This is a genomic window from Melghirimyces algeriensis (assembly GCF_900182565.1).
Taxonomy (GTDB): Bacteria; Bacillota; Bacilli; order Thermoactinomycetales; family DSM-45169; genus Melghirimyces; species Melghirimyces algeriensis.
Window position 1 is genome coordinate 114,544 of sequence record NZ_FXTI01000002.1, and the last position, 23,860, is coordinate 138,403.

Below are 23,860 nucleotides of genomic sequence, written 5' to 3' on the forward strand. Positions count from 1 at the left end.
TCAAAAATCCTGTTGATCACAGGGGATCAATCATCCCGTTTCAAGAGCTTTTCCAACCCCGCCAACCGGGGGTCAATTTTGCGGTTGTCGCATCCACAAGCCTTTTCATTCCAATTGGTACCACAACTGGGACACAACCCTTTGCAATCTTCCCGGCAGACCGGAGCCAGAGGGATATTGAGCAATAACGATTCACGAATGAAGGGAGTAAGATCTGTCAGTTGATCCAAACGGATCAGGTGAATCTCCTCTTCTTCCTTACTCCGTTCCATCCGATCCTCTTGATCGGTAAACAATTCATGCCAATCCGAAGAAATACTGTCTTCATACGTGGTAAGACATCGGGAACAACGGAAGATTCCTTCAGCAAATTGTTGCCCCTGCATGTGAAACAATGGACGTTCCTTCCACGCCACGATGCTTACTTGTACAGGAAGTATGGAAACCAGATCGGCATTTTCTTCCTCCAAGCCTTCCAGCTTCACTTCCCCTTCCAGCTCAACCGGACTGGTCTGTTCCTGCAATTCCCGGAATCTGAATAACATGGATTCATCCGACTCCCTTTTCAAAACAGGGTCATTATATGTCAAACAATGGACTTTTGTCAATGCCAACCCGCTACGACGCTTTATTCAAGTCCACTTCGTTCTCCAGATAGGACAATGCCTCATCCAAACTTTTCACGGGAACCAGCTTCATATCCGCCCCGATTTCTTTTACTGTCTTCTTTGCAAGTTTCTCGTTGGAATCCCTAGGATGGATATCCGCAGGGACAAAAAAAATATCCGCATTTTCCTCTTCCGCTGCAACAATTTTATGTTGAATCCCGCCAATTTGTCCCACTTGCCCTTCGGGTGTAATCGTTCCTGTTCCCGCTACCCGATAACCGTTCGTCAAATCATGTTCCACCAACTGATTGATAATCTCCAATGTAAACATCAGACCGGCAGAGGGTCCCCCAACATCATCCGCATGAATGGTAACCTTGGGAGTTGTTTTCACCTTTCTTTCCGTCATCGGTTCAATCCCGATCCCCGGACGATCTCCATTCAATTTCCCTAATTTGATCCTTTTGGTCAAGACCTTCCCGTCCCGTTTCACTTGTAATGTCACCCGGTCCGCAATGTTCTTTTTGCCCAGGTATGTAAGCAAATCCTCAGTCGTCTTTACGTTTTTTCCATCCACTCTTATGATCAGATCTCCACTTTTCAACACATTTGTAGCCGGCATTTTCTGCAAGACCCGGAACACCCTCACTCCCAGAAGACGTTCTTTTGCGGAGTGTCCGGTCTCATGAAATGCAGCCAGAATCGCTTTTTGCTGAGAGATTTCCATAATTTTCTTCTGCCTTTTCCGGTAATCCTCCGGATCTTCACCCTCAATCAGTACATTCTTCTTGGGAACCAGCTCATAGCGGGAATCAAATTGAGAGAGCAATACTCCAAGAACATTTCCCTTTCCCATGTATATGGTGGTCATCAAAAATGCTCCCTTTTCTTCGGCTTGCGCCCCTTGTACGCGGACCATGGGACGCACCTCCATCGCAGATCCTGGTTGCATCACATAATACGGCACCGGAACAACAAACAGAATCAACAGCAATAAAATCACAACCATCCCTGTAACAATCCAGGGTCTTTGATACCATTGTTTGCTTTTGTTCATCAGGTTTATGCCTCCCTGATTACTTAATCAGACCTTTTATGCGATCCAGTTGGACAAGAGCCGCTTCCTCTCCACGACGGATACACTCCGCCACATCGGTAAAAGCGGTTGAGCTGATGTCTGTCAAGTCCGGTTGGATCAGTATATCCGCCCTCAACAACCGTTGATTTAAGATTTCCCGTTCCATCACACTTAAAGTCTGTGTGATGACATCAAAAATATTTTTGATTCGGACGGAAGTGGCTCCGGGAACCACATCCACCGCGATAATGACATCTGCATCCATTTCCTGAACAACGGAAATGGGAATTCGATCAATCACCCCACCATCCACCAATGTTCGTCCCTTCCAGTATACAGGCTCAAATATTCCCGGAATCGAAATGCTTGCCCGCACTGCAAAACTTACCGGACCGGTCCGGAACACAACGCGCTCTCTTTTGGTCAGGTCTGTCGCTACCACCGCCATCGGTAAGGAGAGGTCCTCCAAGTTTTTATCATGGGTCAACAAGCGAATCAGTTCTTTCACCTTTTTGCCTGTAATAAATCCCCGTCGGGGAATAGTTGGGTCCAACCACACATTTCGTTTCAGATGAACCGCCAGACTCTCAATCATATCCAGATCGTGCCCATGGGCGTAAATGGCACCAACCAGACTGCCGATGCTGCTTCCGGCAATACAATCGATGGGAATCCCCTCCCGCTTCAGCACCTTCAACACACCGATGTGAGCCATCCCTCTGGCTCCACCGGAACCCAATGCCAACCCCACTTTTTTTGATGATCTGGACATTCAATTTCCCCCTCTTTATACAACCTGTTTATTCATATATAAGACAGGCGGTCTATTTTGCTCGATTGTTACGTAGACATGTTATCAAAGCCAGCAGATAACGGGAGGATTTCAATGGAGCCGATCAACTCTTCCTTTCGTAGCCGTTTTCACTCCTTATCCCTGGGGATGGTCGCATTATTTCTGGTAATATCCATTATTTTATTTCCGGAACAGGCATTTCAATCTTCACTAAAGGGACTCAAAGTTTGGTGGGATGTTGTTTTTCCGGCTCTACTTCCCTTTTTTATCGCATCAGAAATCATGATGGGTTTTGGTGTTGTTCATTTTTTGGGGGTCTTGTTGGAACCGTTGATGCGCCCACTCTTCCGCGTTCCAGGAGCAGGTGCTTTCGTGATGGCGATGGGTCTGGCATCAGGATACCCGATTGGAGCAAAATTAACAGCCCGTTTGCGTGAACAGGAGCTGATCACCCGGACAGAAGGGGAGCGTCTGGTTTCTTTCACCAATACAGCGGACCCTTTATTTATGTTTGGAGCAGTTGCAGTAGGTTTTTTCCACGATGCCACATTGGGAATCATCATTGCCATCGCTCACTATATATCCAGCCTGATTGTCGCTTTTATGATGCGATTTCATGAACCTCACGGACCGGCTACCCCACCGCCGGAACCGGACCCAACCTTTGTCCTGTTTCGTGCCTTTCGTGAAATGCACCATGCCCGGTTGAAAGACGGACGCAATTTTGGACAACTGATGGGCGAAGCTATCCATTCCTCTATTCAAACACTCCTGTTGATCGGAGGCTTTCTCATTATGTTTTCCGTATTGATTGAGGTTTTAAAACAAGCCGGAATCACCGAACTGTTTTCTTCTGTAATCGGTGGGCTTCTCACTCTTGTTCAGTTTCCATCCGAATTATCGGGGTCTATCATTGCTGGTGTATTTGAAATCACCTTAGGGGCACAGGCAGCCAGCCAATTGCCAAATTCCATTCATATGGCCTACAAAATCGCTATTGTCGGAGCAGTTACCGCATGGAGCGGTTTCTCCGTACATGCACAGGTTGCAAGTATTCTAAGCAAAACCGATATCCGTTACACTCCATATTGCCTAGCACGCATACTCCATGGAATCATCGCCTGTTGGATCACTCTTCTGCTTTGGAATCCAGTCGGAGACTATATTCAATCCAACAGTACCTCCGTACCTGCATTTTTTCAGGAATATCCAGTTACCGGTTGGGACAGCATAGCAAAACAAATCTCATTTTTTGGATGGAAAATGGTAAGTATTGTTTTGATCCTGGTTCTTTTAAGTATCTTTATACGTTTCATCCACCAAATACGAACAAAACAGTTTTAAATGATTCGATCAAGAATAACCCGATGTTTTTCATCGGGTGAATTCATGACAAATTGGGGGAGGGGAGATTTCCGTCTCCGCACCTCTTTCCTCCAGCAAAGAAGCGGAATGGTCCGTTCCATCCCCTCCGACCTCAACCAGCGGACAAGAGGGAAAAGCAGGTGTCCGCTAAACGGTTGGTACCTCCGGAGATTCCGCTGAGTCGTCGGAAAAGGACGCTCCACCGGAAATCTCCCTCTTTTTTAATATTACCTTTGTCAGCAGTCTCACCCGATGTTCTCATCGGGTTCACCTTGCTTTACAGCTATCAAAAGAATCAATGAAATCCATATTTCCGTGAAAGGGCGTCCACCACCAAATCCGGGACAAGTCCTGTGATGTCCCCTCCACCGGATGCCACCTCTTTGACGATACCGGAACTCAGAAAAGAGTATTGGTTATTGGTCATCATAAACAACGTTTCCACCTGTTCATCCAGTTTACGCATCATGGACGCAAACTGAAGTTCATATTCAAAATCGGTCACAGCACGAAGCCCTCGAATAATCACATTCGCTTTTTTTTCATGTACATAATCAATCAACAGACCATTAAAACTGTCCACTTCCACATTGTCCATATCCACAGTCACTTCCTGGATCAGCCGCTTTCTTTCCTCTACAGAAAAAAGCGGTTGCTTTTGGGCATTATGTAGGACAGCGACCACTACTTGATCAAATACCCTGGCCCCTCTTTTCACAATATCCAGATGACCATTCGTAATGGGATCAAAACTCCCTGGATAAATAGCAAGTGTCATCCATTTCACCCCTCAAGCTCATGCGGATCATTGCTGTAAAGATCAATAGTAGTATCTCCGTAAGACAAACTGCGAATTCGAACCAATCCCCCATAGTCCGGATTCAATTGGGTATTTACCCCGTGCTCGGCCACAACCATGCCTCTAGGCTCCAGCAATCCGTTTTCCGAAATGAAGGTCAGTACATCCGGAAGGAGCTTCTCCTGATATGGAGGATCAAGAAATATGAGACGAAATAATTCCGTTCTTCGCTTCAATGATCGGAGCACGGAACGGGCATCCCTGCGGTAAACTTCAGACTGTTCTTCCATTCCTGCCATTTTAATATTTTGTTTGATCGTTTTCACACTGGCCTGTGAACGATCGACAAAAATTGCTTGATCCGCTCCACGGCTTAAAGCTTCCAATCCCAGAGAGCCTGTCCCTGCAAACAGATCCAACACCTTTCCTCCATCAAAATAAGGTCCGATAATCTGAAACAGTGATTCCTTCACCCGATCCGTCGTCGGTCGAACAGAAAGTCCGGAAACAGATCGCAGCCGAATCCCCTTACTTTTACCGGCAATAATTCTCATATTGACACCTGCCGTCATATAGTAAACACATTTATCCTATCACAAAAGGGCTTTTCCACCAAAAAACAATCAGCGGATGTATATTTTATCCCTCAAAGGTAAAGATAGGTATGACAGCGTCGGGAGACGCTGTCATACCACGGAGAAGACTTACGTTTCCCCATAAGCTCTTCCTCCGGTTTCTCCTCTCCCATTCAGGATCCGACCATGTTCGGATCCCATGAACCTGCGGATTGATCCGCAGGTCCTTTTTTTCCAAAATAAAACCTGCGGGCTCTCCGCAGGGAAAACAATATACCAATGATGGCTCATCTCCTTCTTTTCGTCCGATAACGCTTCCGACGACGACTGGAGCTTTTCACTGTATCTGTTTCATCAAACATATTGGGAAGTTCTTCCCAATCGTGAGACCGCGATCTCTTTGGACGGGAATCCTTCTCTCCCGGTTCCTCCCACGGGTCCATCTCCTGTCTGGAACCCCTCTTTTCTTCCCTCCTGTCGTCCCGGTTGCGTGGCGGTCTTTCCCATGGCGGTATTTCTTCTTCCGGTGCTTCTCCCCAATCCATCATCGGTCCGTCCCACCAGTCTTCTGGGTGTGGCTCACGGTTCCGTTGGATTTGTTTTTCCCGCTTTTTTCTCATCGGAGGACTTTCATCCATCGGAGGGGGTGGTCCAAAGGGAGCATCCAATCCGAAGTCGTCAAACCCTTCCGGTCTTTCACGCTCCTCTTGGTCTCGACGCTTATATTCAGGATTCTGAGGGGGGCCCGGAGGATAAGAGGGAGATTGTTGCGGCAATCGTTGTTCCAATTGTTCCATCTTATCTTTCAACCATGCCCAACGTTTCGCATTCTGCGTTTTGGAAATGAGCACCCGGCTTGAACGTTTCTTCACGCAGTTACTCCTCCTTTCATAGACTGACAGCCTGGAATGCAATACACTACACCATATGTTCCCGCCTCCTGCCCGCTCCCGGCAAATGCCCATCCGCTCGCCTAAATCCTTTTATCAGAAGACCATCCGCTTTAACATACGGGATTCCCCAACGGTGATCACACCTTCATACACCATGAGATCCAGCAGGCGACTGGAAAATTCCTTGTATTGAGATGATTGTTTCAACCGTTTGACCTCTTCAGGTGTAAACAACCGTTCTCTTAATGTGGTCAAAAAATGAATGAGATCCATGGTTCCTTTGGTTCGACGGATACGTTTCGCCTCAGCCACATATCTGACAATTCGGTCCACCGTAACAGCTCTTCTTCCCAAAATTCGGTTTACATTCTTGCAAAGCTCCCGATAGAAACGCTTTTTTTCGCTCAAACCCTGCACCTCCTTACCTCTGCCCTTATACTATGCACGGATCGATAAAAGGTCCTTATGCAAAATCGACAAAAGAAGACTATTTTTTTATTTTTCTATGTATTTACAAAATTATATTTTTTTGTTATATTAGTCTCAGGCCAACTGCCCATTTATACAGGACATCCTATTCACCTTTAAGGGTTTTTGATACTTTTATTTTATGTGAAGCAATAAATTGAAAAGAACTCCTCCCAACCCATTGCCGACTCACACCTCAAACCTTAACAGCTAAGTTGGCTGATCCTTGTCGGAGTTTGGTTGGAAAGGAGAGTGTTCGAACATGGAAAGATGGATTCTCGTTTTCTCTGCAGTCGTACGAATGTTCGAAACTCTGATGCAGCTCTCACAGCGTTATGGTCAAAAGTCCAAAAGAAAAAAACGAAAAAAGAGCCCTTACCTGTAGGCAGCAGGGCTTCTATCATCCATCCAAAACCCGGCGGTTCATCCTCCGGGTTTTCGCAGTCACAACATCAATATATGTCTTGAGTCCATTTTTAAAACTTGTTTAATCAAAATTGGACGGATCTTTTTCAAGTTGATCCAAATAGCGCCGTAAAATATGGTATTCCGGAGTATCCAAGGAAGCATTTAACACTTGAGCAGCATCGGTCCGTGCCACTTCCAATACCTTATAATCTTCCACCAAGTCAGCAACGCGAAACTCAGGTGCTCCACTCTGTTTGACACCAAAGAAATCCCCTGGACCTCTCAATTCCAAATCCTGTCTGGCAATTTCAAAACCATCCATTGTCTCACACATCACGCGCATCCGTTCCACTCCCGTCTCCGAACGGGGCTCAGCCACCAGAATACAAGTCGCCTCTCCGCCACCTCTACCCACTCGACCTCGCAATTGGTGCAACTGAGCCAACCCAAATCGATCTGCATCATAGATCACCATCACAGTTGCGTTAGGCACATTGACCCCCACTTCCACAACCGTTGTGGAGACTAACACCTGTATTTCACCGGCAGCAAAACGGCGCATCACCTCATCCTTCTCAGGAGGGGTCATACGTCCGTGAAGAAGACCAATACGGATGGGTGCCAACTGTTCAGTAATTTCCGCAAAAACAGATTGTGCATTTTGCAGATCGGACTTCTCCGACTCTTCAATCAAAGGGCAAATAATATAAGCCTGCTGGCTCTTATGACATGCTTTTTCAATGAAACCCGTCACACGCGGCCAAACATCCTTTTTTACCCAATAGGTATTTACCGGTTGCCGTCCAGCAGGCATCTCATCAATGACCGAGACATCCATATCTCCATACAATGTAATCGCAAGCGTCCTTGGAATGGGAGTAGCCGTCATATGAAGAACATCTGGCATCTCTCCCTTTTCCCGCAATGTATGGCGTTGTCGAACACCAAAGCGGTGCTGTTCATCGGTAATGACGAGTCCAAGCGTTCGATAGGCCACATCTTCCTGAATCAGGGCGTGTGTTCCTACAATGACATCCGCCAAGCCCATCTGGATTCGGGAAAGCGCATCCCGCTTTTCTTTCGCCTTCATGCCACCCGTTAACAGCTCCAGATTCATCCCGGCAGGGGAAAGGAGTTCATGAAGAGAACGGAGATGCTGTTCTGCCAGGATTTCTGTCGGCACCATCAAGGCTCCTTGGTAACCACTCAGCCAATTGGCATATAAAACAATGGCGGCCACAACGGTTTTACCAGATCCCACATCCCCCTGTAACAGCCGATTCATCCGACTGTTCTCTTCCATGTCCCCCAATATTTCCTCCACGACACGACGTTGTGCTGAAGTGAGAGGAAAAGGTAGATGATCAATAAATGTTTCCACTTTTTCCCGCTCAAACCGATGAACAGTTCCCTGTTCAGCCAACTTTTTCTGTTTCCGGTGCCATAGCAGTCGCAGTTCGTAGAGAAACAGCTCCTCATAAACCATCCGTCGACGCGCTTGCTTTCCCTCTTCCCTGTTTTTAGGAAAATGAAGAAGGTACATGGCCTTTGCCCGGTCCAACAACCGGTAGCGGGTCAGAAATTCCTGCGGCAAGACTTCATTGATTTCCCGTCCGAAAGCGGCAAACGCTTGATATATGGTCTTCCTCAACCATGAGACAGTAATGGAGGAGGTGACAGAATAGACAGGTTCCAAGCGGTTAATGAGGCTTTTCCCTTGTTTACCAAACCATGTTCGATCTGCGGTCAATTGCAACCGATGGGCATCCCACTTCCCAGCGACAAAAACCGTTTCCCCCGGTTTGATCTTTTTCTTCAGATACGCTTGATTATACCAAACCACATTTACATAAACCCCGTTTACATTCACCTTTACGATCAAACGGGACTTTTTTTTTCCATACCAACGGATACTCGGCACACCATGAACGGTTCCCTGAAACGTTACCTTTTCATCGTGAACCGCTTCACTCACATCAAGTACTTGAAAATCATTGTACCGGTATGGGAAATATCCAAGAAGATCCGCCACCGTATCAATACCCAATTGATGAAGATCTTCTGCCTTTTTCTTTCCCACTCCCGGAACCTGCGTGACTGAGGTACGATGTAGATCCATATTTTACTCGGCAGACTTTCCAAATATCCGGCGTTCCAGCGAACGGCCGGTTTGAGTCGCCGCCAATCCTCCCAATGCAGTTTCTTTTAAGCTGACGGGCATATCACGACCGATTCGAAACATCGCTTCAATAACCTCATCGGTGGGAATGACACTCTTCACTCCAGCCATCGCCATATCCGCCGCTACCATGGCAATCGCTCCACCCATCGCATTTCTCTTGACACAGGGAGCTTCAACCAATCCGGCAACCGGATCACAAACCAATCCAAGCATGTTTTTCAAAGCAATCGCAACCGCTTCAGCGGACTGAGAAGGCGTACCACCCGCCATTTCCACAACCGCTGCTGCACTCATGGCCGTCGCTGATCCAACTTCCGCCTGGCATCCTCCCGCTGCTCCGGAAATAAAGGCATTATTGGCGATACAATAACCGATTGCTCCACTGACAAACAAAGCCCTTACCATTGTCTCCCGATCAGAACCCAGTCGGTCCGCTGCGGTAAACACGCAACCGGGCAGGATACCACAGGCGCCTGCCGTCGGCGTGGCTACAATGGTTCCCATCGCAGCATTCACTTCTGAGACGGACATTGAGCGGGAAACCGCATCCAACACTTCCGCACCGGACAAGAGCACATTGGATTCTTTGATATAGTTTCGGATCTTTTGTGCATCACCGCCAGACAAGCCGCTTTGCGATTTGATTTCTTCCTGCAATCCTTTCTGAATGGCTTTTTCCATAATGTCAAGGTTTTCTTCCATCTGTTTAAAGACTTCATCACGTGACTTGTCAAATGTCTCCATCTCTTTTTGAATCATCACATCCGAAATGGATAAACCTTCTGACTCAGCCAATTCCACCAATTCTGCCACAGAACGAAAATTCATCCTATCGACTCCCTTTCTCACGATGATTTATTTTAACAGCGGGGAGCTCTTTCAATGGTTTCTCCAGACAAGCTCTTCAGCAACATGTTTATACAGTTTTCCCTAATCGAGGCGTTTTCCTGTCTATGAAAAATGCATTCATTCAAGAAAGCGCTTAACTCTTCTCAAGCTCATTTTAACATAACCACCGCCCTCACATGAGTTTACGGGTAAAAAAGCCGCCAACTTCGCAGGTAAAACCGTTGAAGTGGCGGCTTTTTGTTCATCTGTCACTTTTTTTGGAAATTACAAAGCTGTAACTCCGGTAATATCGGGAAGCTGGGTCAGCTCTTCCAAAAGTTCCGCATTCATTGACTGATCGGTCTCAATGATCATTAATGCCTCCGAGCCTTTTTCTTTCCGGGAAACTTGCATATAGCCAATGTTGATTCGCTGGTCGGCTAAAACGGATGCCACTTTGGCCACTGCACCGTACCGGTCATGGTGTGTCACCAACAAAGCCGGGGAGTTGCCGGAAAGCTTCAATTCAAATCCGTTCAACTCCACAATCTCCATTTTTCCTCCACCGATGGAGATTCCAACCACTTCGATCTCCCCAGCATCGTCTTCCAAATGGATGCGGGCTGTATTGGGATGATCCGGAACCTCCTCCGACTCAATAAATGTAACGTCCATTCCTTCATCCCGTGCAATTTCCAAAGAACGGACAATCCGTTCATCATGGGTATCAAAGTCAAGAATTCCACCGATTATGGCAATATCCGTTCCATGACCTCGATAGGTTTTGGCAAAAGATCCATAGAATGTCACGGTGACACGCTTGGGCTTGCGCCCAAACAATGAACGGGCTGCCCGTCCGATTCTGGCTGCACCGGCAGTATGCGAACTGGAAGGTCCAATCATCACTGGACCGATAATATCAAAAACAGAGCGATATTTCATAAGCTCCCCCCTTGTCACAACCGTCCGGTATAATCCCTATAGCTAAGGCTGTACCGGAACAGCCACAACAGCAATGGTTCCGGGACCTGTATGGGCTCCGATCACCGGCCCGATATGAGTAAATTGCACATCCTCAAACCCAAAGGTCTCTCTTAAACGATCTGCCCATTTCTCCGCTTCTTCCCGGTTATCCGTATACATCACAGCGGCCTTTTCAAGCCCTTCTGGCATTTTCTCTTTCAATATATTAAAAATCCGGGCTGTTGCCTTGTTCTTTCCACGAACCTTTTCAACCGCATATACCTCCCCATCATTATTGATAGAAAGAATGGGTTTAATATTTAATAATGACCCGACCACAGCAGAAGCTTTTCCAATTCGTCCGCCTTTTTGAAGGTAATCCAAGGTATCGACAAGGAAATATACCTCTTTGCTTTCCATGACCCGACGGGCGACAGCCACACATTCATCCATTGATTTCCCCTCTTGCGCCGCCTGAGCCGCTGCCACAACAATGGTTCCAATCGCATAAGAGGCGGTTTTGGAATCCAGCACGGTCACATTGATTTCGCCTTCCACCATGGACTTTGCCAAAGTCGCCGATTGATAGGTTCCGCTGAAAGCGGAAGAAAGATGAATGGACAAAATTTCTGTACTTCCATTCTCCATCGCTTCACGGTAAGCCTCAACAAAATCACTCGGAGAAGGTTGAGAGGTCGTCGGCATCTGGTCAATTTCTTTGAGCCGACTATAAAATTCAGAGGAACTAATATTCACGCCATCCAGATAAGATTCACTCGCCAGATGCACTTTCAAAGGGACAACCGAGATTCCAAGTTCCTTGACAAGATCCTTGGGAATGTCAGCCGTGCTGTCTGTAATCACCTGAACTTTAGCCATCGGTGCACCCCCGTGCGATAATTTACTCTACTGAGAAAAGAAAATAGTAAAGTGGCTGTCCGCCATCATGAACTTCTACTTCCACATCGGGATATTTCTCATCCAAAAAGCGGGTCAATGCCTCCACCTGCTCTTGAGCAACATCTTCTCCATAGATCAGAGTAACCATGTCTGCATCCGCTTCCAGCATCTCGGATAGCAACTCACAGGACGTCGGGATCAAGTCCTTCCCGCTTGTTATTATTTTTCCATCCTTAATTCCCAGAAAATCTCCCTCTGCAATCTCTTTTCCATGGTAACTGGAATCCCGGACGGCATAGGTTACTTCACCGGATTGTACAGCCTCAGCACCTTTTAGCATCCGATCCCGATTCACGTTGGATTCTTCCTCAGGATTGAAGGAAAGTAAAGCCGCCAAGCCTTGGGGAATGGTTCGCGTGGGCAACACAGTGATTGGAGTATCCACCAGTTCCACGACTTGTTCCGCCGTCAAAATAATGTTTTTATTATTGGGAAGTACAAATACATGGCTGGCACGAATTTGCTTTACCGCTTGTATCAACTCTTCGGTGCTGGGATTCATCGTCTGACCACCCTGGATTACCACATCGACTCCCAAACTCTCGAAAATGTCGGCAACTCCATCACCGGTAGCCACAGCCACAATTCCGTAGGGTTTGGGTTCCGTCGGCTCTTGCTGGGGTGACTCCTTTTCCATAATGGACGAATGTTGTTCCCGCATATTTTCGATTTTAATGCGGGTCAATTCTCCATACTGCTGACCATAGGTCAGTGTCTCACCGGGATGCTCTGCATGAATGTGCACTTTCACCAAATCATCATCAGCAACCACCAGCAGTGAATCACCGTGCTTTTCCAGCTCTTTGCGAAAGCGCTCTTCCTGAAAGGTTTTTTTGCCCGGTTGCGTGGAATCCAATTTGACAATAAACTCCGTACAGTAACCGTATTCAATATCACCTGTTTCAAAGTGAGCCTGAGCTGTCTGACTATAAGTCCTCTCTTCCAGACGTTCCAAGTCGGAAGAAGCTTGAACAGGTTCTGTGATCGAGTAGGAAATATTCTCTCCGGAGAGAGCGGCCAAAAAACCTTCGTAAATCAATACAAGACCTTGCCCGCCTGCATCCACTACATTCGCCTGAGCCAAAACAGGCAATTGTTCAGGTGTACGGCTCAGTGCAGCCCGTGCTTCCTCCAAAACCGCCTGCATCCACTCAACAAGCGTTTCGTTTTGTACAGATAAAGGAACCGCCTTTTCCGCTGCCTCCCTAGCCACAGTTAGAACCGTTCCTTCCACGGGTTTGATCACCGCTTGGTAGGCTGTCTCTACCCCTCGCTTCAATCCTTCAGCAAACTGTCGGGCAGTTAGACTCGCCTTGTCAGCCACTGCTTTTCCAAAACCGCGGAAAAGTTGGGACAGGATCACACCTGAGTTTCCCCTCGCTCCCATCAGAAGGCCCTTGGAAAGCGCTTCCGCCAGTTCCCCTACATGAGCGCTGGAAACCGCTTTTCTCTCCATTTCCTTCACTCCGGAAGCCAGAGTCAGGTTCATATTGGTACCCGTGTCGCCGTCTGGGACAGGAAAAACATTCAAGGCGTTTACCTTCTCCACAGAGCGATCCAACCGGTCCGCCCCCGCTCGAATCATACTCAAAAATGTCTGTGAATCGATCTCTTGTACCAACAGTGATCCTCCTTACTCTTCGCTTACCAAACGGACACCTTGAACAAACATATTCACACGGCTAACCTTCAACCCCACCAGCTGATCCAGAGTGTACTTCACTTTAGACTGTACATTGTGGGCCACGACGGAAATCTTTGTACCATATCCCACAATGATATGCATATCGATCTCCACTCCATGCTCCGTGTTGCGAACCTCAATGCCCTTACTCCAGTTTTCTCTGCCAAGGAGTTCAGAAATCCCGTCTTTCAGTTGACTCCGGGAAGCCATTCCCACCAAGCCATAACAATCCATGGCCGCAACACCGGCAATGGTTGCAATGGCTTCGTTGGATACTTCAATTTGTCCATACTGGGTCGAAACATCTAGAGTCATATTATTCCTCCCCAAAAGGGTATCCGTTCAGGATCCATTTTTTAAAATTTTCCTTTGTTTTCAGGCATGTTATGATCTAGTTAGTTTTAAGAGTTTCCGCTCTTTGTCTCAAGTATACTGTCAGCCTTTGACTGGAGCAAGGGGTAGATCCGGCAAGGTAGAGGTTTGTACGTCTGCCTGTCTCCCAAAAACAGATACACTCATCATACTGAAGACATCCTTTTGTTGCAAGGAAATAGCCCTTGTGCTAAAATGGTGAAGTATTTTGTTGCAGGAAGAACCTGTTCAACCTTCCTGACGGATGTGAAATGCGTTTCCCAAAAAGGGGAGGAGGTGGGCAACATGGCACGTCGTTGCTATATCACCGGAAAAGAGGGTCATGCCGGCAATAAGGTCAGCCACTCCAACCGGAAAACCCGTCGCAAATGGGGCGCCAACGTTCAGAAAGTACGGATTCTGGTCGATGGCAAACCAAAGCGTGTTTATGTAAGCACGAAAGCTCTCAAATCGGGGAAAGTAACCCGCGCCTGACGGAATGCGGTTTTTTTTCACGAAAAGCACCCTCTGAGGGGTGCTTTTTTTCAAATACAAAGTCGGCCGCTTATAGCAGCCAACCTAACCCTTTTGTCCGATATATCCTAATAAGACACAGATGACGCCACTGTTTCGGACAAACAAAAATGGAACGCTTCAGTGATCCTGTGATGGAAGCTGGAAAAGAAAAGAAGATGGATGGTTGGCAACCTTTATGCATCCATATCGGTTTAATCACTTTGCAATTTTCCACAAAACGCAACACACAGATAACCAACCAACATCAGCACAATTTCAGCTTTATTTTTGGCGTTGCCAGACGCTGAATAGGGCTTTAACGATCCCGCCGAGGAACTTTGGAAGTTTAACGGTGTAAAATCGCACCCCGATTCCTCCTTCACCCTGTTGATTCCAAAGCAACGTAGCACCCTGTCACTTATATATATTCTATAAAGATGCGATTGTGCCTAGAACTTGAATCGGAGAAGACAGGATCAGTCCATACTTTCCACCACTAACAGCTTCCCGGAAGACGCACGAATCTTTGCCGGGGAAGCTACAATTTCATTGCTGATCCCCACGGGGTCCTTCCGTAACAGTGTGGCACCGTTTAAAGGATACCGAAATCCCTCCAAATCAATCCCCTCTACACAATCACTCAGGGGCAAAAGGGAAACATAGCGAAACATTCCGGAAGTGATTTCCATCTCCCCACTTCGTCCTCCGCAGTAAAGGGTCAAGCGGTTTTTCGCATTGCGGATGACTCCCTTGACACCGGCAGACTCAATTTTCTCCAGGAGAAAAACATTGGCAAGGGCATGATCAAAACGGGAGCCTCCCAGTGCCCCCAGAATCAGGATTTCCTCCGCTTTCTCCGCCAATGCCTGTTCCACAGCATACTGTGTATCCGTCCAATCTTTTTCCGCTGGAAGTCGCCTTACTTTAATCCTGTTTTCTTCCAATCGATCCGGAAGATCTGCTCTGACCGTATCAAAATCCCCCACTGCCCAATGAAAAGGTACATGGTTTTTTCGCAAGGAAACAATTCCACCATCTACACCCACTACCCGGTCTTCCGGACGAATTTCCTTCAGTTCATCAGCGCTGAGATCTCCTCCCGCGACAATCACCCAACGATTCATTTTTCCCACTTCAGACAGCGCCCTCTTCTGCCCCGGAGCGGATGGACTGAATGGCATGCCTGCGATCCGATTGACCAAACACAGCCGATCCAGCAACAAAAACGGTCGCTCCAGCCTTTGCGGTCTCTTCCGCCGTTTTTGGATTGATTCCCCCATCCACCTGCAGTTCCACATGGCTGAGACCTCTTGCATCCAGCATGGAACGCATCTTCTGAATCTTATCCAACACACCGGGGATAAACGCCTGTCCACCAAATCCCGGATTGACTGTCATCAACAAAACGAGATCCAGATCTGACAGGATGGGCTGTAAAATCTCTGCCGGAGTGGCCGGGTTCAAAACCACACCTGCCCGGACGCCATGCTCCTTGATCAGATGAACCGTGCGATGCAGATGCGGACAGGTCTCCTGATGAACGGAAATCCAGTCTGCGCCTGCTTTTGCAAAATCGGAAATATAGCGATCCGGATCTTCAATCATCAGATGAACATCCAGTGGAAGCCGGGTTCGGGGTCGAAGCGCTTCCACAATCAAGGGACCAATCGTAATATTGGGAACAAAACGGCCATCCATGACATCGACATGAATCCAATCCGCTCCAGCTCGCTCTACCTCCTGAACCTCTTCAGCTAAACGCCCAAAGTCGGCAGAGAGAATGGAAGGTGCGATTTTCATTTCTCAATACCTCCGCTGCTCTTTGATTTCCTCCAAAAACTGCAGGTAATGACGATACCGTGTTTGATGGATCTCACCCTGCTTCAGTGCAGTCCTCACCCGGCAATGGGGTTCCCTTTGGTGTAAACATCCGCGGAACTTGCACTCCGGTGCCAGAGAGGCAATTTCCGGAAAACAATTGCCCAATTCCGTCTCTTCCATCACTCCAAAGGATAACTGGCTGAATCCCGGCGTATCCGCCACCTGACCTCCCTCCGGAAGATCCAGAATCTCCACGTGGCGGGTGGTATGACGACCCCGTCCCAGTTTTCGGCTCACTTCCCCGGTCTTTAATTCAAGCGTAGGAAGGATACCATTTAACAGAGAGGATTTGCCCACCCCGGACGGTCCGGCAAATACAGACAATCGATCCTTCAGCGCTTCCTTCAACGCTTTGATCCCCTCTCCGGTAGGAGCACTGGTGGTAAGGATGGGATAATCCGTCCCGCTGTACACCTGATAAATGGCGTCTGCTTCCGCAGGGTCTTCCAGAAGATCCTGCTTTGTCAAGCAGATGAGAATCTCCATTCCTTCCCGCTCCGCATGAACCAAAAACCGATCCAAAAGCTCCAGCTGAATCCTAGGCTCTCGAAAGGAAGCCACCACCACCGCCTGATCCACATTGGCCATCGGTGGACGAATCAACGCATTCTTCCGCGGATGGAGATCCGTCACCCACCCTTCGCCAGGTTCGGTTTCCTCATAGGTGACCCAGTCCCCGACCAAGGGAGACCACTTCTTTTTTTTAAACAGCCCGCGCGCCCGACATTGAACATCCCCCTGGGGCGTTCGGACATAATAAAAGCCACTGACTGCACGTACAATCTGCCCTTCCGGCATACCGTTCCTCCTTTAACGTGAATAAAAAGCAATGAGAACGAAGCCGCTGCCTCGTTCTCATTATGATCCAAAACATGGATCAGGATCAACTCTCAGGGAGCGATCCACACCTTTAGGGTTCCCCCAACTGGCAAATATTCTCCCGCTTTCGGCTCAGAGTCAATTCCCTTTCCTGATGGAATCCCTGATTCCTTTTTCTCATAAGAAATTTCGGGTGTGTAGTTATATTGCTCTCTTAAACGACCTCTAATTCTAGATTCCCATACATTTTTCACTTCAAACACTTGGAACATTTCCGGATTCTGATACAACACCACTGTGGTCTCTTTGGGATTCACTGTTTCATCAGGACTGGGAGACTGTTTGTACACTTTGTTGCTTCCGTACTCTTTTCCATACTCATTGACGTCTCCCTCTTTCACTTCCACCTTGAATCCCTTTTTTTCCAGCTTCTCTTTGGCTTCCTGCCCATCCTCTCCAATTAACTCCGGCACCTTGACAGAGCTGACTTGCTGCTGCGAGCTGGCTTCCCGGTTACCATCGTTGCTCAGCCAACCCATAATGGCATTAAAGGTGACCAAAGCCAAAGTAAAAATAACGGCCAATGTAAACAGACCAAACAGGACCTTTTGCCACCAGGACATATTGGTCTGGACATTTTCCAGCCAAACCACCGTCCGTTCCAGCATCGTCTTATTCTTGTCCGCCGGAACATTTTTCAGACGCTTTTCCAGGTTGGCCATCGTCTGGTCGCCCACCGCGTTGGTAGGCGTACTCTGATACGATGATGGACTCGGCTTCGCCTCGGTTTCAGGTTTCGTCTCCACCTTCTCCTTGGGATCGGTGCGCAACCGAGGTTCTTCCATGCGATCCTGCTGAAAAATGACATCCAATTCCTCTTTCATATCCCGAATAGACGGATATCGGTCATCCGGGTCCTTTTCCAATGCCCGCATGATCACATGGTGAATGCTTTGCGGTACGTTGGGGTTCAGCTTTGCAGGATCGCGCACGGGCTCCTGCAAGTGCTTCATGGCAATGGAGATGGCTGAATCACCGTCAAAGGGAATTTCTCCCGTGACCATCTCATAGAGGACCACTCCGAGGGAGTAAATGTCCGATTTCGCCCCGATCAGACCGCCTCGGGCCTGTTCCGGAGAAAAATAATGAACGGATCCCATCACTGAACCCGCTTGTGTAATCGTTGAAGATGTAGAGGCGCGGGCAATCCCGAAATCGGTCACTTTCGCCCGGCCATTATAGCTCAGAAGAATATTGTGCGGTTTCACGTCCCGATGAACAATCTGGTTCTCATGGGCATGTGCCAAGGCATCGCAGATCTGAGATGCAATGGAGACAATCTCCTCAGCTGTCAGCGGGCTGTACTGCTGAATATATTCCTTCAATGTGGGGCCTTCAATATACTCCATGACAATATAATGCGTATAATCCTCTTGCCCCACATCATAAACTCCGACCACATTGGGGTGGGACAAGCTGGCGGCAGCCTGGGCTTCCCGGCTGAAGCGACGGATGAACTCCGAATCATTGCTCAGAGATTCATTCAGTACTTTAATGGCGACATAACGGTTTAAAAGAACATCCCGCGCTTTGTAAACGACTGCCATGCCGCCTCCGCCGATTCGGCTGATAATTTCATAACGGCCACCCAATTTCCTTCCTTCCACTGACATCTCACCTCGCTCTCCCATTCAAGCTTCTATTTTTTCTCTCTTATGATTCCGTCATTTTTCACCAAAACAATGGAGATATTATCTGTCCCTCCTGCATCCAATGCTTTTTCCAGCAACTGCTCCGCTTTCTCTCTCAACGAAGCGGGAGAAGTTAAAATTTTACCAATTTGATCCACGGAAACCATGTTGTACAAACCGTCCGAGCACAGCAGAAGGAGATCTTCTTTATACCAGGGACTGACAATCACATCCGCTTCCACTTCTTCGTCGGTCCCAACTGCGCGTACAATCACATTTCGATGGGGATGAACACGGGCTTCTTCCTCGGAAATCTCTCCATGTTGTTTTAAAACATTGACCAAAGAATGATCCTCCGTCAATTGATAGAGACCGTCTTTGTGCAGCAGATAGGCTCGGCTATCCCCAATATGAGCCAACACAACTTCATTCTTTCCCAGAATCGAAGCGATCATCGTGGTCCCCATACCCTTGCATTCCGCTTTTTGTGTTGCCATATTGTAAATTTCATGATTGGCAACCTCAACGGCTTCTTGTATCATTGTTTGCCGTCTGTCTGTTTCCATTTCATGAGAGAGGGCATGAAGCTCCCGCTGCATCACCCGAATCGCTGTGCGACTGGCTGTATCCCCGGCTTGATGACCGCCCATTCCGTCGGCCACGACGGCCATCATAACCCCATGATCCGACTGAAAAAGGCCGACACTGTCTTCATTATGCTCTCGCACCCGCCCTTTATGGGTAAGCCATGCCTTTTCCATTCCGGTGACTCCTTTCCCTATGGGTGTTTCTCTTGCTCAACGCGGGAGAGGATACAGATGGGACCTCTTTTTCAACGTTTCAGGAGGTCTTTTTCTCCTCCGGCGTCATGTGCTTGGCCCGCAGTTGACCACAGGCCGCATCAATGTCACTCCCATGTTCTCTGCGGATGGTGACATGAAGGTGATAGGATTGAAGGATCCGCTGGAACCTGAATATCTGGTTTCTCGGCGTTCGGGTGTAATTCCGTTCGGGTACATGGTTGACGGGGATCAGGTTGATCAGTGAACGGCTCCCCTCCAACAGTTTCCCCAACGCGTGGGCATGTTCCGAACGGTCGTTTTTCCCCCCGATCAGCGCATATTCATAGGTAATCCTTCGTCCTGTATGTTGAATATAATAGGCACAAGCCTCAAGCAGCTCTTCCAGAGGATAACGATAACTGACCGGCATCAACCGTTTCCTCAGCTCCTGGTTCGGTGCATGCAGTGAAATCGCCAGTCCCACCTGCAAACCCTCTTCCGCAAAGCGGTAAATGGAAGGGACAATGCCACTGGTGGACACCGTAATATGACGCTGACCAATATGAAGACCCTTGGGATCATTGATCACCCGCATGAACCGAACCGTGGCATCATAATTTTCAAAGGGCTCTCCAATTCCCATAATCACAACGGAATGCACGCGTTCCTCCATTTGGTCCAAATACCGTTGGGCAGCCACCACTTGGGCGACCACTTCGCCTGCACTCAAATTCCGTTTCAACCCACCCAGTGTGGAAGCGCAAAAGGTGCAACCCACCCGGCAACCCACCTGAGTCGTCACACATACACTGTTTCCATAATTGTTGCGCATAATCACTGTCTCAATCGCATGACCGTCGTAAAGCTGAAACAAGAACTTGACGGTCCCATCCGATGATTGCTGAACAGTGATCACCTTTAAAGGATCCAGTTGAAAAGCGTCAGCTAACCGCTGCCGCAAGCTTTTCGACAGATTGCTCATTTCATCAAAGGAAAGTACCCGTTTTCCATACAGCCAATCCATGATCTGATCGGCTCGAAAGGACGACTCCCCCTCTTTTTTCATCCATTCTTTCCATTCGGAATGGGTTTTCTCATATACAAAAGGCTTCATCACAAAGAAATCCCACCAATAAATAAAGTCAAATCATTCCTCAAAAACTTTTTTCATTATATCAGTAACACACCGGAAAGAAAAGCCATCCAAGGACCTAATGTCGTTAGTTTTTGCATATTTACAGTCTATGTCCGTCTTTGCACATATAGCCGTTTATCGCTTTTTAAAACTCCGGATCGAGGGGTAATGCTGACGCTCATACGCTAAAGGAAGTTTTGTCATCCGGGCCGATTCGGGATCGATGGCAACCAGATCCTGACGGTTCACTTCACGCAACGCTTTTTTCCCCATGCAGGTTACGGCGATTTTCATCTCTTCCACAGATGATTTCAATAGATTCGATAGGTGTTTCGCCGCCAGATCGGCATCCAGTTGATCCGCAAACGCTCCATCCGCCCAAATCAATTGGGAAATGGGTTCCCAAGGCAGGACTTTGGTCACCTGAGTATGTAACGCTCCCAATAAAACCACAGTATCCAGAGCCACGGCATCCGCTCCCAAAGCCATCGCTTTGAGGTAGTCGCCTGGAGAATACAGCCCGCCGGAAGCAATCAGACTGATTCGATGACGGGCATTGTTCTCTTCCAAAAATTGAACCGCTCGCACCAATCCGCGAATCGTCGGCAAACCAAAGTCATCCTGCAAAATGGGAGCGGATTCTTTGACACCCCCCTGGGCTCCGTCAATCGTAATAAAATCCACACCTGCATCTAAAGCGGACTCAATATCTTTTTCAATGTGGGAGGGAATAAGCTTAACTCCGATCGGCACACCACCTGCCACTTCCCGCAGAAAAGATACCAACTCCGGCCATTCCTCAGGATCGTCCATTCCCGGAATACGGGAGTCGATCCTGGTGGATTCACCCGGATTCATCCCTATTTCACGCTTTATGATCCCGGACAGCTTCTCACCTGGAATTTCAAAAGGGGTTCCCGCTGTTGCTCCACTGCCTACTACAATTTCAATCATATCCGCTTGACGAATCCAATCTTCATTGAACGACCATGGAGCCCGGCAGAGCTGGTAAATCAGCTTTTCCGCTTCCTTTCGTTCCTCTTCCAACATGGGAGACTCCCCTGTGTTGGTTGCGGTTCCTTCTTTTGCCGCTCCCTTTGCCAGCGACAGTTTCATTGCTTCACTCAAAACGGGTCCCATTCCCCATCCCCCGACAATCAGAGGAATGTCCAGTCGCAAAGGGCGATTGGCCCTCGGTCCGATCACCGTTTTCGTATCAATGCGAATGGTTTCATGAGTTGGAAATACAGCCAACTGGGCAGGCAGAAACATCACTCTTTCAAAATCAGGCATTTTTTTCGGTGTCCCCATGGACCGCTGAACCGCTGTCGGCTGTTCCGATCGCAGAGCCATTTCCACAATTTTCCCCGCAGTAAACCTTCTTCCTGATGAAGCGATTTCCCACAGGTTTTTGGAATACGCCTGTGTCAAGATCAATTGCAAAGCCTGGCCAAACAATCGCTTCAAGATCGGTCGCATAAACAGAAACAAGATCCCTGAAATCCCCAATACCGCTATGAAGGTCGTTATAAAAGCCATCCAAAATCCGTTCATTGTTCAACCATCCTTTTAAAGGATTCCCAGTCTTATTATGACCTTCACAAAAGTGAATGATGAGTACCCTTTCTGCGGAACGGGGATGTTAATGGTTAAACGTTATTCACTTGAGAGGTGCAGAATATGAATGTATCCTGGTCCCTGGCCGGAGCCTTATCCGCTGTCTTTTTATTCACCTTGGTCACAGCTTTTTCTGCCAGAACACTGATTCAGATCCTGTGGAAAAAAACAATCCGGATCATTGAATCCGATCCATCACCCAAAAATGTGTGGGAACTTGTCTCCCTTGCTTTTCGCATTGATCCGGAAAAAATGGTGGAAAACAATATGCGTGCAGCTGGCGGAGTATTGGTTAAGCGTCCTTTTGGAAGTCCCAAGCGGTTACCAGACTTTGAGGGGTTCACTTTTCTTCCCCGTCAAATGGCGGAATTGCCTTTGCCACAGGATGCAGAAGTGGATACACAGACCACCATCGGTCCCCATGCCCGTCATCCACTCAAACTGGATATTCCTCTGCTGGTCTCCGGGATGGCTCTTGGAATGGCGGTAAGCCAGCGGCTAAAAATCGCTCTCGCCAGAGGAGCCACCCAAGCGGGAACCGCAACCAGCACCGGAGAAGGTCCCTTTCTCCCTGAAGAGCGAAAGGAAGCGGAAAAGTTAATTATCCAATACAGCCGGGCTCCATGGGCAAAAGACCCGGAGATCCTTCAACAGGCGGATATGGTTGAAATCCATATCGGTCAAGGGTCGTCCGGACCAGGTCCCAGTCAGGTTCCTTCCTTCCATTTAAAGGGGCGGGCCATGCAATTAATGGACCTCGCTCCCGGTGGAACAGCAGAAATCAAAAGTCGGATGCCAGGCATCCATCGAAAAAAGGATTGGCGAAAATTGGTGAACGAACTGCGTCAATTGACGGATGGAGTTCCGATTGGAATGAAACTGCTTCCCGGTCGGGTTGAACAGGATTTGGAGATCGCTCTGCATGCAGAAGTGGACTTTATTACCTTGGACGGCGCACAAGCAGGAACCAAAGGAACCGCCCCCATTCTCCAGGATGACCTGGGACTGCCCACCGTGATCGGGCTGTGTCGAGCCGTCGATTTTTTGGAGAAAAAAGGAGTGAAGGATCAGGTAAGTGTGATTGTATCCGGCGGACTGAAAACACCGGGGGATTTTTTGAAAGCATTGGCCCTGGGTGCGGATGCGGTCGCTCTCGGTTCCGCTCTTGTTTTCGCCGCCAGTCACGGTCAGGGAAGCCAGAAACCTCTTCCCTGGGAGCCACCCACTGAGCTGGTATGGTATGATGGAAACCTCTCCCATCAGTTGGATATCGATAAGGCGGCCCGGCATACGTCTCTGTTTTTCCAATCCTGCACGGATGAAATGAAGCTGGCCACCCAGGCTCTGGGAAAAAAAAGTCTGCGGGACGTAAACAAAAAAGATCTTTTGGCCATGGACTCCCTTTCCTCTTCCATCGCTGATGTTCCCCTGATCTAAAAACTCCTGCCAGTGGCAGGAGTTTCA

26 protein-coding genes are annotated in these 23,860 nt (G+C 48.2%); 4 read left to right on the forward strand and 22 right to left on the reverse strand.

Going from position 1 to position 23,860, the window contains the following annotated elements; genetic code table 11:
• Positions 1–26: 26 nt before the first annotated feature.
• The 3 genes from FN782_RS03600 to FN782_RS03610 form a co-directional block, all read right to left on the reverse strand.
• Positions 27–545 carry a YceD family protein gene (locus FN782_RS03600; RefSeq protein WP_142504419.1) on the reverse strand — a complete coding sequence of 173 codons (519 nt, stop codon included), beginning with the start codon at positions 543–545 and terminating at the stop codon, positions 27–29.
• A 73-nt stretch (positions 546–618) separates the two neighbouring features.
• The gene (locus FN782_RS03605; protein WP_142504420.1) at positions 619–1,665 is read right to left on the reverse strand and encodes a SepM family pheromone-processing serine protease; all 1,047 of its coding nucleotides are present in this window, start codon (positions 1,663–1,665) and stop codon (positions 619–621) included.
• A 19-nt stretch (positions 1,666–1,684) separates the two neighbouring features.
• The gene (locus tag FN782_RS03610) at positions 1,685–2,458 is read right to left on the reverse strand and encodes a patatin-like phospholipase family protein (protein ID WP_142504421.1); all 774 of its coding nucleotides are present in this window, start codon (positions 2,456–2,458) and stop codon (positions 1,685–1,687) included.
• Positions 2,459–2,572: 114 nt separating this feature from the next.
• Here FN782_RS03610 and ylbJ point away from each other — a divergent pair, with 114 nt between their 5' ends.
• Positions 2,573–3,823 (forward strand): sporulation integral membrane protein YlbJ, encoded by a 1,251-nt coding sequence (ylbJ, locus tag FN782_RS03615; RefSeq protein WP_142504422.1) that lies wholly within the window; start codon positions 2,573–2,575, stop codon positions 3,821–3,823.
• Here ylbJ and FN782_RS03620 read toward each other — a convergent pair.
• The 11 genes from FN782_RS03620 to FN782_RS03670 form a co-directional block, all read right to left on the reverse strand.
• A complete protein-coding gene (locus tag FN782_RS03620; protein WP_142504423.1) occupies positions 3,820–4,047 on the reverse strand; it encodes a hypothetical protein in 228 nt (75 codons plus the stop codon). The genes ylbJ and FN782_RS03620 overlap by 4 nt on opposite strands.
• 92 nt (positions 4,048–4,139) lie before the next feature.
• Positions 4,140–4,622 (reverse strand): pantetheine-phosphate adenylyltransferase, encoded by a 483-nt coding sequence (gene coaD, locus FN782_RS03625; protein WP_142504424.1) that lies wholly within the window; start codon positions 4,620–4,622, stop codon positions 4,140–4,142.
• Positions 4,623–4,627: 5 nt separating this feature from the next.
• Entirely contained in the window at positions 4,628–5,197 is a 570-nt protein-coding gene (gene rsmD / locus FN782_RS03630; RefSeq protein ID WP_142504425.1) for a 16S rRNA (guanine(966)-N(2))-methyltransferase RsmD, read from the reverse strand.
• Between the two features lie 308 nt (positions 5,198–5,505).
• Positions 5,506–6,090, reverse strand: coding sequence for a hypothetical protein (locus FN782_RS03635; protein ID WP_142504426.1), 585 nt, complete (start codon positions 6,088–6,090; stop codon positions 5,506–5,508).
• Between the two features lie 114 nt (positions 6,091–6,204).
• Positions 6,205–6,519, reverse strand: a complete 315-nt coding sequence (locus tag FN782_RS03640) for a hypothetical protein (RefSeq protein ID WP_142504427.1) — start codon at positions 6,517–6,519, stop codon at positions 6,205–6,207.
• Between the two features lie 547 nt (positions 6,520–7,066).
• On the reverse strand, positions 7,067–9,106 hold the full coding sequence (gene recG / locus FN782_RS03645) for an ATP-dependent DNA helicase RecG (protein ID WP_142504428.1): 2,040 nt from the start codon (positions 9,104–9,106) through the stop codon (positions 7,067–7,069).
• A 3-nt stretch (positions 9,107–9,109) separates the two neighbouring features.
• Positions 9,110–9,997, reverse strand: a complete 888-nt coding sequence (gene sdaAA, locus FN782_RS03650; protein ID WP_142504429.1) for an L-serine ammonia-lyase, iron-sulfur-dependent, subunit alpha — start codon at positions 9,995–9,997, stop codon at positions 9,110–9,112.
• A 285-nt stretch (positions 9,998–10,282) separates the two neighbouring features.
• Positions 10,283–10,939, reverse strand: coding sequence for an L-serine ammonia-lyase, iron-sulfur-dependent subunit beta (gene sdaAB, locus FN782_RS03655; protein ID WP_142504430.1), 657 nt, complete (start codon positions 10,937–10,939; stop codon positions 10,283–10,285).
• Between the two features lie 42 nt (positions 10,940–10,981).
• A complete protein-coding gene (locus tag FN782_RS03660; protein ID WP_142504431.1) occupies positions 10,982–11,839 on the reverse strand; it encodes a DegV family protein in 858 nt (285 codons plus the stop codon).
• A 22-nt stretch (positions 11,840–11,861) separates the two neighbouring features.
• Complete coding sequence (locus tag FN782_RS03665; RefSeq protein ID WP_142504432.1) at positions 11,862–13,544, reverse strand: DAK2 domain-containing protein; 1,683 nt, start codon at positions 13,542–13,544, stop codon at positions 11,862–11,864.
• A 9-nt stretch (positions 13,545–13,553) separates the two neighbouring features.
• On the reverse strand, positions 13,554–13,919 hold the full coding sequence (locus tag FN782_RS03670; RefSeq protein ID WP_142504433.1) for an Asp23/Gls24 family envelope stress response protein: 366 nt from the start codon (positions 13,917–13,919) through the stop codon (positions 13,554–13,556).
• A 342-nt stretch (positions 13,920–14,261) separates the two neighbouring features.
• Between FN782_RS03670 and rpmB the strand changes: the two genes are divergently transcribed.
• Both rpmB and FN782_RS16645 read left to right on the forward strand, forming a co-directional pair.
• Positions 14,262–14,450 carry a 50S ribosomal protein L28 gene (gene rpmB / locus FN782_RS03675; protein WP_142504434.1) on the forward strand — a complete coding sequence of 63 codons (189 nt, stop codon included), beginning with the start codon at positions 14,262–14,264 and terminating at the stop codon, positions 14,448–14,450.
• Between the two features lie 149 nt (positions 14,451–14,599).
• A complete protein-coding gene (locus FN782_RS16645) occupies positions 14,600–14,779 on the forward strand; it encodes a hypothetical protein (protein ID WP_185956060.1) in 180 nt (59 codons plus the stop codon).
• On the opposite strand, the gene spoVM is transcribed toward FN782_RS16645, so the two are convergent.
• The 8 genes from spoVM to FN782_RS03715 all read right to left on the reverse strand — a co-directional run bounded on the left by spoVM (position 14,754) and on the right by FN782_RS03715 (position 22,333).
• The gene (gene spoVM, locus FN782_RS17420) at positions 14,754–14,837 is read right to left on the reverse strand and encodes a stage V sporulation protein SpoVM (protein ID WP_142504750.1); all 84 of its coding nucleotides are present in this window, start codon (positions 14,835–14,837) and stop codon (positions 14,754–14,756) included. The genes FN782_RS16645 and spoVM overlap by 26 nt on opposite strands.
• A 110-nt stretch (positions 14,838–14,947) precedes the next feature.
• Complete coding sequence (locus FN782_RS17110; RefSeq protein WP_142504435.1) at positions 14,948–15,652, reverse strand: thiamine diphosphokinase; 705 nt, start codon at positions 15,650–15,652, stop codon at positions 14,948–14,950.
• Positions 15,606–16,271, reverse strand: a complete 666-nt coding sequence (gene rpe, locus FN782_RS03690; RefSeq protein WP_142504436.1) for a ribulose-phosphate 3-epimerase — start codon at positions 16,269–16,271, stop codon at positions 15,606–15,608. Before rpe ends, FN782_RS17110 begins: the two co-directional genes overlap by 47 nt.
• Before the next feature lie 3 nt (positions 16,272–16,274).
• A complete protein-coding gene (gene rsgA / locus FN782_RS03695) occupies positions 16,275–17,150 on the reverse strand; it encodes a ribosome small subunit-dependent GTPase A (protein ID WP_142504437.1) in 876 nt (291 codons plus the stop codon).
• Positions 17,151–17,242: 92 nt separating this feature from the next.
• A complete protein-coding gene (pknB, locus tag FN782_RS03700) occupies positions 17,243–18,838 on the reverse strand; it encodes a Stk1 family PASTA domain-containing Ser/Thr kinase (RefSeq protein ID WP_425462681.1) in 1,596 nt (531 codons plus the stop codon).
• Positions 18,839–18,870: 32 nt separating this feature from the next.
• A complete protein-coding gene (locus FN782_RS03705) occupies positions 18,871–19,623 on the reverse strand; it encodes a Stp1/IreP family PP2C-type Ser/Thr phosphatase (protein ID WP_142504439.1) in 753 nt (250 codons plus the stop codon).
• 79 nt (positions 19,624–19,702) lie between these two features.
• Positions 19,703–20,758, reverse strand: a complete 1,056-nt coding sequence (rlmN, locus tag FN782_RS03710) for a dual-specificity RNA methyltransferase RlmN (protein WP_142504440.1) — start codon at positions 20,756–20,758, stop codon at positions 19,703–19,705.
• 156 nt (positions 20,759–20,914) lie between these two features.
• Positions 20,915–22,333 carry an FMN-binding glutamate synthase family protein gene (locus FN782_RS03715; protein ID WP_142504441.1) on the reverse strand — a complete coding sequence of 473 codons (1,419 nt, stop codon included), beginning with the start codon at positions 22,331–22,333 and terminating at the stop codon, positions 20,915–20,917.
• Positions 22,334–22,459: 126 nt separating this feature from the next.
• On the opposite strand from FN782_RS03715, the gene FN782_RS03720 reads away from it, so the two are divergent.
• On the forward strand, positions 22,460–23,833 hold the full coding sequence (locus FN782_RS03720; RefSeq protein ID WP_142504442.1) for an FMN-binding glutamate synthase family protein: 1,374 nt from the start codon (positions 22,460–22,462) through the stop codon (positions 23,831–23,833).
• Positions 23,834–23,860: the final 27 nt, after the last annotated feature.

Bases quoted from the DNA above. Each gene is read 5' to 3' on its own strand.
- FN782_RS16645 (WP_185956060.1), top strand. From the start codon at position 14,600: ATGGAACGCTTCAGTGATCCTGTGATGGAAGCTGGAAAAGAAAAGAAG.
- rpe (WP_142504436.1), bottom strand. From the start codon at position 16,271: ATGAAAATCGCACCTTCCATTCTCTCTGCCGACTTTGGGCGTTTAGCT.
- FN782_RS03715 (WP_142504441.1), bottom strand. From the start codon at position 22,333: ATGAACGGATTTTGGATGGCTTTTATAACGACCTTCATAGCGGTATTG.
- FN782_RS03720 (WP_142504442.1), top strand. From the start codon at position 22,460: ATGAATGTATCCTGGTCCCTGGCCGGAGCCTTATCCGCTGTCTTTTTA.
- FN782_RS03670 (WP_142504433.1), bottom strand. From the start codon at position 13,919: ATGACTCTAGATGTTTCGACCCAGTATGGACAAATTGAAGTATCCAAC.
- ylbJ (WP_142504422.1), top strand. From the start codon at position 2,573: ATGGAGCCGATCAACTCTTCCTTTCGTAGCCGTTTTCACTCCTTATCC.
- rsmD (WP_142504425.1), bottom strand. From the start codon at position 5,197: ATGAGAATTATTGCCGGTAAAAGTAAGGGGATTCGGCTGCGATCTGTT.
- sdaAA (WP_142504429.1), bottom strand. From the start codon at position 9,997: ATGAATTTTCGTTCTGTGGCAGAATTGGTGGAATTGGCTGAGTCAGAA.
- FN782_RS03660 (WP_142504431.1), bottom strand. From the start codon at position 11,839: ATGGCTAAAGTTCAGGTGATTACAGACAGCACGGCTGACATTCCCAAG.
- sdaAB (WP_142504430.1), bottom strand. From the start codon at position 10,939: ATGAAATATCGCTCTGTTTTTGATATTATCGGTCCAGTGATGATTGGA.
- recG (WP_142504428.1), bottom strand. From the start codon at position 9,106: ATGGATCTACATCGTACCTCAGTCACGCAGGTTCCGGGAGTGGGAAAG.
- rsgA (WP_142504437.1), bottom strand. From the start codon at position 17,150: ATGCCGGAAGGGCAGATTGTACGTGCAGTCAGTGGCTTTTATTATGTC.
- rlmN (WP_142504440.1), bottom strand. From the start codon at position 20,758: ATGAAGCCTTTTGTATATGAGAAAACCCATTCCGAATGGAAAGAATGG.
- coaD (WP_142504424.1), bottom strand. From the start codon at position 4,622: ATGACACTTGCTATTTATCCAGGGAGTTTTGATCCCATTACGAATGGT.
- FN782_RS03605 (WP_142504420.1), bottom strand. From the start codon at position 1,665: ATGAACAAAAGCAAACAATGGTATCAAAGACCCTGGATTGTTACAGGG.
- FN782_RS17110 (WP_142504435.1), bottom strand. From the start codon at position 15,652: ATGCCATTCAGTCCATCCGCTCCGGGGCAGAAGAGGGCGCTGTCTGAA.
- FN782_RS03705 (WP_142504439.1), bottom strand. From the start codon at position 19,623: ATGGAAAAGGCATGGCTTACCCATAAAGGGCGGGTGCGAGAGCATAAT.
- FN782_RS03600 (WP_142504419.1), bottom strand. From the start codon at position 545: ATGTTATTCAGATTCCGGGAATTGCAGGAACAGACCAGTCCGGTTGAG.
- rpmB (WP_142504434.1), top strand. From the start codon at position 14,262: ATGGCACGTCGTTGCTATATCACCGGAAAAGAGGGTCATGCCGGCAAT.
- FN782_RS03610 (WP_142504421.1), bottom strand. From the start codon at position 2,458: ATGTCCAGATCATCAAAAAAAGTGGGGTTGGCATTGGGTTCCGGTGGA.